This is a genomic window from Caballeronia grimmiae, assembly GCF_000698555.1.
Classification (GTDB): domain Bacteria; phylum Pseudomonadota; class Gammaproteobacteria; order Burkholderiales; family Burkholderiaceae; genus Caballeronia; species Caballeronia grimmiae.
This window is the reverse complement of record NZ_JFHE01000083.1, coordinates 1-6,566: the sequence shown is the minus strand read 5'-3', so window position 1 is coordinate 6,566 and position 6,566 is coordinate 1. Positions and strand designations below refer to the sequence as shown.

Here is a 6,566-nt window from a genome sequence, read left to right as displayed (position 1 = left end):
AGGACGAATTTCTTGCGATGCTCGCGCACGAGTTGCGCAATCCGCTCGCGCCGATCCGCAATGCCGTCGATCTGCTTGATCCGCAGCGCACGCCGTCCGTGCAGCACTTCGCGACCGTGCGAACGATCATCGACCGGCAGGTGCGGCACTTGAGCCGCCTCGTCGACGACTTGCTCGATGTCGCGCGCATCACGCAGGGCAAGATCACGCTGCGTCAGGAAACGGTGGATATCGCCGCAGCGGTGGAAGCGGCGATCGAGACCGCGCAGCCTGCGCTGCAGCGCAAGCGTCACAAGCTCACGACGCGCCTCGCGGATGCGCCGCTCTACATCGTCGGCGACAGCGTGCGCATCGCGCAGGTGTTCGGCAACCTGCTCTCGAACGCGTCGAAGTACAGCCTCGAAGAAGGCGAAATCGCCATCGAAACCGCGCAATTCGGCGATGAAGTGCGGATTGCGGTGCGTGACAAGGGCATCGGCATCGCGGCGGACATCCTGCCGCATATCTTCGATTTGTTCGTGCAGTCCGAAACCTCGCTCGAACGCTCGGAGGGCGGCCTCGGCATCGGCTTGCCGCTCGCGAAGACGCTGGTCGAATTGCAGGGCGGGCGTATCGAGGCGTATTCGGCGGGGCCGCAGCAGGGCAGCGAGTTCGTCGTGTGGCTGCCGCTCGCGAAGGCGCCGCCGCTGGCGGAGCATCCCGCCGATGAAGCGCCGCAGATCATCGGCGGCAAGCGCGTGCTGCTCGTCGATGACAGCGTCGATGCCGCGACTGCCATGTCGCTTCTGCTCGAAGCGGACGGCTTCGATGTGCGCACCGCGCACGACGGGGCCGAGGCACTGAAGATCGCGGAAGTGTTCCTGCCGCAGATCGTGCTGCTCGACATCGGCTTGCCGGGCATGGACGGCTTCAGGCTCGCTGCGGAGATGCGCAAGCGTCCCGCCACCGCCGATGCGTTGCTGATCGCCGTGACAGGATACGGCCAGGCGCATGACCGTCAGCGATCGAAGGAAGCGGGCTTCGATCATCATCTCGTGAAGCCGGTGGCGTTCGCGGAGATTCGGCGGGCGGTGCAGGCGAAGTTCGGGGAGTAGCGGGGGCTTGCCGTTCCGGTCTGCATGGCCAAAGGCAGCACGTGCCCGATGCCGAGAAGAGTCCTGGCACCGACCCGGGCGTGCTTTCATCCAGCGATCACCCATACGGAATCGGGATCACGCAAATCGCCCTGCGTGAGCGCGAGCTTCTTTTGCGCGATCAACTGCGCGAAGCGCCATTTGCAGAACAGATCGCTGCGTCCGGATCGATTCATCGCCGCGCCGATGCGCGCGACGTCACGGTTTCGCTTTCGATACCGCCAAGCGCCTGGAAAAGCGCAGCCGTATCGCTGAGACGGCTGGCATGGGCAAGCGTGCGATCGAGCTGCGTTTGCAGCGCTTGCCTCTGTGTATCGAGCAAGTCGAAGCGGCTCACGCCGCCCGCAGCAAAACGTGCATGGGTCGTGTCGAGATTCGCTTGCGCTTCGTTCGCTGCGATATCGCGGGCGCGCTGGGCGTCCGCATCGTCTTGCAATGCGCTCAAGGTATCCGCGACTTGCTGAAGCGCATCCAGCACGGTTTCGCGATACGCGCTCGCGGCGGCATCGTAGGCGGCTTCAGCCGAGCGCTTTCTCGCTCGCAACTCACCGCCGCGAAAGAGCGGCTGCGACAGGTTGAGTCCGATGTTCCATACGTTGAGCTTGTCGAGCATGTCGTGGATGCTCGTGCGCTGCGAGCCCACGCCCGCCGACAGCGAGAACTTCGGATACAAGTCCGCTGTCGCAACGCCGACATTCGCGCTCGCCTGATGCAGCAGCGCTTCCGACGCGCGAATGTCGGGACGCTCACGCGCGAGCGTCGAAGGCAGCGTGAGCGGAACGTCATCGGGTACGCGCAAGGTATCGAACGTGAGGGCGTCGAAATCCGCGCGCGATGGCTCGACGCCGAGCAGAATCGCGAGCCGGTGATCGGCTGCATCGCGCTGGGCAAGTAGTGCGGGCACGCTCGCGCGCGTTTGTTCGAGGAGCGTGCGCTGGCCGCGCACATCGAAGCGTGAAACGCCGCCCGCCGCCATGCGCGCTTCCATGATGGATAGCTGCTGCGTCTGCACATCGACCATGCCTTGCGTCAGCGTGATGCGCGCCTGCAACGAGGCGCGGCGAATGGCGGTCGATACGACATTGCCCGCGATCGACAGCCGCGCTGCATCGAGTTCGAACGCCTGATAGTCGACTTGCGCGCGCAGTGCTTCGAGCGCACGACGGTCGCCGCCGAAGATGTCGAGCGAATACGACACGCTCACCGAGGCGTCGTATAGCGTGAATGGGCCGGGACTCGGCACCGGCACGCCGAACGCGGCGGGGTCTACTTTCTGCCGCGAACCGGAGAGCGATGCGTCGATGGCGGGGTAGTACGTGGCACCCGCTTGCGCCTGATAGTCCTCGCGCGCTTGCGTCAGCCGCGCGCGTGCCTGCGCGAGCGTGGGACTGTTTCGCAACGCGTCATCGACGAGGCGGTTCAGGGCATCGGAGCCGAACTGCTTCCACCACTGCGGCAACGCGTGATCGGCTGTCGAGAAAGCCGGCGATGCGCTTCGCGTATAGTTTTGCGTAACGGGCGCGGCGGGCGCGTGGAAGTCGGGGCCGACGGTGCAGCCGCCAAGCATGAGCAGGCAAACGGCCAGCGTGGTTTTCATCGGCGTGTCTCCTAGTCGAGCGTGCGTCTGTAGAACCGCAGCGCGATGCCCATGACGATCAGCGTGAAAAGCGCCAGCGGCCACACCGACGGCCACAAGTCTGCCCAGCCGTTGCCCTTGAGAAGAATGCCGCGAATGAGACGGTTGAAGTACGTAAGCGGCAGCAGATTGCCGATGAATTGCGCCCACTTCGGCATGCCCGAGAACGGAAACATGAAGCCGGACAGCAGGATATTCGGCAGAAAATAGAAGACGGTGAGCTGCATCGCCTGAAGCTGATTGCGCGCGAGCGACGACAGCGTAATGCCGACCGTCAGGTTCGCGGCGATGAAAAGCAACGCGGCCAGATAGATCGCGATGGGATTGCCAATCAAAGGAACGCCGAAGACGAAGCGAGTCGCCACGAGAATGATCGTCGCCTGTATCAGTCCGATGAACACGTAAGGCACGATCTTTCCCGTCATGACTTCGATAGGGCGCACGGGCGTCGCGAGCAGGTTCTCCATCGTGCCGCGTTCGCGTTCGCGGGTGATGGCGAGGCCGGTCATCATCACGAGGGTCATCGTCAGGATCACGCCCATGAGCCCCGGCACGACGTTGTATTGCGTAATGCCTTCGGGGTTGTACAGGTTGTGAACCTGCACGTCGAATGCGGCGGGCGTGTCATTGAGCGACGCGAGCGGGCCGGTGATGTCCTTCGATGCAACCGAACGAACGAGGCCGTTGAGCGCACTCGTTGCCCTGCTGACCGCGTTGGGATCGGTCGCATCGGCTTCGACGAGCAAGGCCGGACGCTCGCCGCGCAAGAGCTTGCGCGAGAAATCGGCCGGGATGTTGAGCACGAAAAGCACGCGGCCCTGTGCGAGGGCGCGCCTGCCGGCTTCGTCATCAGGGAGTGTTTCGACGATATCGAAGTACTCCGAATGACTCATCGCCGCGATGAAGCTCCGCGTGAACGGGCTGGACTCGCCGGCGATTACCGCCGTCGGCAAGTGCTTGGGGTCGGTGTTGATCGCGTAGCCGAAGAGCGCAAGCTGAACGATCGGCAAGCCGACGATCATGCCGAACGTTATGCGATCGCGCCGCAATTGCAGAAACTCCTTGAGCACGATGCTCCACCAGCGCATCAGCGAGAAACCGTTGCGCGCGTTCATGACTGTGCCTTGAAGTTGTCGGTGGAGCGGCTCATCAAGTAGATGAACACGTCCTCCAGTCCCGTGTCGATCTGCTCGGCGCGCAGTGCGGTGCCTTTGACCGCATCGGAGATCGCGCGCTCCAGCGCCGCGTGATCGCTGCCGCTTGCGTGCAGCGTTGAGCCGAATACGACGGTCTGGTCGATGCCCGGTGTCTTGCGCAGCCCCTCGGATAACGCGCTCAACTGGTCGCCATGAATGCGCCACGTCGCGAGCCCTTGCGATGCGATCACTTCGTTCGCGGTGCCTTGCGCAAGCAGTTTTCCATAGGCGATATACGCGAGCTTGTGACAGCGCTCGGCTTCGTCCATGTAGTGCGTGCTGACCAGCACCGAGATGCCGTTCGCGGCCAGCCGATGCAGTTCTTCCCAGAAGTCGCGGCGCGCGGTGGGATCGACGCCGGCGGTGGGTTCATCGAGTAAGAGAAGTTTCGGTTCATGCAGCATGCATGCAGCGAGCGCGAGACGTTGCTTCCACCCGCCCGAAAGTGATCCGGTCAACTGATTCGCGCGGCTTTGCAGGCCGAGCGATTCCAGCGAACGGTCCACCACTTCGCGGCGATTGTCCATCTGATAGATGCGCGCGACGAAGTCGAGGTTCTCGCGGATCGTCAGGTCTTCCCAGTATGAAAAGCGCTGGGTCATATAGCCGACGTTGCGCTTGATCTGCTCGCTCTCGCGCACGATGTCATAGCCGAGGCACGTGCCGCTGCCTGAATCCGGCGTGAGCAGGCCGCACATCAGGCGTATGGACGTGGTCTTGCCGCTTCCGTTCGGTCCGAGAAAGCCGAAGATCTCGCCGCGCGCGACTTGCAGCGAGACATCGTTGACGACGTGCTTGTCGCCAAAGCGCTTGTTGAGCTTGTGCACGTCGATGACGTATTGCGCTTCAGGCTTCCCGGCCGGCTCGCTCATTGCAACCTCACTGCGACAGGTTGGCCGGGATGCAGCTTGCTCGCATCCGACGCGTTCGCATGCGCTTCGATCATGAAGACGAGCTTGGCGCGGCTTTCGTTGCTGTAGATGACGGGCGGCGTGTACTCGGCCTGATTCGAGACATAGGTGATCTTGGCCGCGATGTCGGCGGCGCAGCCGTCGCAATGAATCGATACGGCGCGTCCCGCTGCGAGCGCGCCGACCGTGCTTTCCGGCACGAAGAAGCGCACCTTGATGTTCCCGGGCGGCAACATCTGCACGATGGGGCTGCCGGCTTGCACCCACTCGCCACGACGATAGAGCGTGTCGTACACGAGGCCATCGGCGGGCGCCGCGACACGCTTCTGATCGAGCTTCCATTGCGCCTGCGCGACGACGGCTTGCGCGGCCGCGACTTGCGCACGTTGCGCGGCGATCTGCTGCGGGCGGCCCGGCAAGCGCGCGATGTCGACCTGTTCGCTCAGGTCGCGTACCTGCGCAGCGGTGGCGTCGGCATTGGCGCGCGAGTCGTCGAGTTGTCCCTTGGAAATGCCGCCTGCGTCGAACTGCACTTCATCGCGGCGCAGTTGCAGCGCGGCCTTGCGTGCGTTCGCACGCGCCAGCGCGAGTTGCGCCCGCACGGATGCGACCTCGGGCGCGCGCTTGCCGGTGAGTATGTCTTCGAGTTGCGATTGCGTCGCGACGAGTTGCCGCTTCGCCTGGTCGAGGGCGGCAGTCTCGTCGACGGATTCGAGCGCGAACAGGGGCGTCCCGGTCGTTATCGTCTGTCCGCGCGTGATGGGCAAATCGACGAGCTTGCCGGATTGCGACGATGCAACGTAGACGAACTCGCCTTCGACATAGCCCTGGTACGAATTGGAGTCTTCACGCGAGCACGCCGCGAGCATCGTCGCGGCAACCACGCATGAAAAGAGTCGAACGCGAAAGATGCGGGGCATTGCTCGCTCCCTTGATGATGCCTGTCCGTATTGGTTGGTCTACCAAACAGTACGCGACCCGATTCTCGACTGTCAAGCGACGTGCACGGGAATAGATCGGAGCGTGCGTGGGTTAACCAAGCGAAACCTCATTGCTTGAATCCCGGGCGAGCGGATCGGACGCAGCGGACATCGTCTTCTGCGCCGATGGGGTTTGCGAATCGCGCGCGATCTCACTCAACCTTATCGTCGGAGTCTGTTCATCATGAATACCATCGCCAAAGTCGTCGTGTCGGTTGCCGCGGTTGTCGCACCGGCCTTAGCGTTCGCGCAAAGCAATAGCGCGCCGCTCACTCGTGCGCAAGTGCGCGCCGAGTTGGCGCAACTCCAGGGAGCCGGGTACTCGACGGCATCTGGAGAAAACGCCACTTATCCCGCGGACATTCAGGCTGCCGAGGCCAGGGTCGCCGCGCAGCAGAGCGGGGTGAATCAAGCCTACGGGGGCATGCAGTCGGGCGGAGCGGCGTCGGGAACGATGCAGCGAGGCGCGGAGGCTGCGTCGACGTGCGTGGGACCGGCCGGCTTTTGTGTGCCGTTCTTCGGGAGTTGAGAGAGCGTTTTCTTTTAACTTGGAGTGCGTAGCGGCGGTCGGTTGTCGTTGACCAATTGCCGCGCGCTTATTTATTAAGCAGCGGACACGAGAAGAAAAGAAAATGCGAAAAGGGGGTTGACCTGTTATCGCCGCCCAGACATAATCTCGTTCTCTGCTGCTGATGCAGCGACGCAAGACG

General features: G+C 63.2%; 7 protein-coding genes. 2 read left to right on the top strand and 5 right to left on the bottom strand.

Going from position 1 to position 6,566, the window contains the following annotated elements; translation table 11 throughout:
- Positions 1 to 1,094 (top strand): hybrid sensor histidine kinase/response regulator (locus BG57_RS30360; protein WP_035970920.1); only part of this gene is annotated, 1,094 nt, incomplete at its 5' end.
- Positions 1,095 to 1,180: 86 nt separating this feature from the next.
- Here BG57_RS30360 and BG57_RS34210 read toward each other — a convergent pair.
- Genes BG57_RS34210 through BG57_RS30340 form a run of 5 tightly spaced genes read right to left on the bottom strand, consistent with a single transcriptional unit; the run spans position 1,181 to position 5,796 of the window.
- Positions 1,181 to 1,309 carry a hypothetical protein gene (locus BG57_RS34210; protein ID WP_268238051.1) on the bottom strand — a complete coding sequence of 43 codons (129 nt, stop codon included), beginning with the start codon at positions 1,307 to 1,309 and terminating at the stop codon, positions 1,181 to 1,183.
- The gene (locus BG57_RS30355; RefSeq protein WP_035970917.1) at positions 1,306 to 2,730 is read right to left on the bottom strand and encodes an efflux transporter outer membrane subunit; all 1,425 of its coding nucleotides are present in this window, start codon (positions 2,728 to 2,730) and stop codon (positions 1,306 to 1,308) included. Before BG57_RS30355 ends, BG57_RS34210 begins: the two co-directional genes overlap by 4 nt.
- 11 nt (positions 2,731 to 2,741) lie before the next feature.
- Entirely contained in the window at positions 2,742 to 3,884 is a 1,143-nt protein-coding gene (locus BG57_RS30350) for an ABC transporter permease (protein WP_035970915.1), read from the bottom strand.
- Complete coding sequence (locus BG57_RS30345) at positions 3,881 to 4,837, bottom strand: ABC transporter ATP-binding protein (RefSeq protein ID WP_035970913.1); 957 nt, start codon at positions 4,835 to 4,837, stop codon at positions 3,881 to 3,883. The genes BG57_RS30350 and BG57_RS30345 overlap by 4 nt, the downstream gene beginning before the upstream one ends.
- Entirely contained in the window at positions 4,834 to 5,796 is a 963-nt protein-coding gene (locus BG57_RS30340; protein WP_035970912.1) for an HlyD family secretion protein, read from the bottom strand. The genes BG57_RS30345 and BG57_RS30340 overlap by 4 nt, the downstream gene beginning before the upstream one ends.
- Before the next feature lie 244 nt (positions 5,797 to 6,040).
- Between BG57_RS30340 and BG57_RS30335 the strand changes: the two genes are divergently transcribed.
- The gene (locus BG57_RS30335) at positions 6,041 to 6,385 is read left to right on the top strand and encodes a DUF4148 domain-containing protein (protein WP_035970910.1); all 345 of its coding nucleotides are present in this window, start codon (positions 6,041 to 6,043) and stop codon (positions 6,383 to 6,385) included.
- Positions 6,386 to 6,566: the final 181 nt, after the last annotated feature.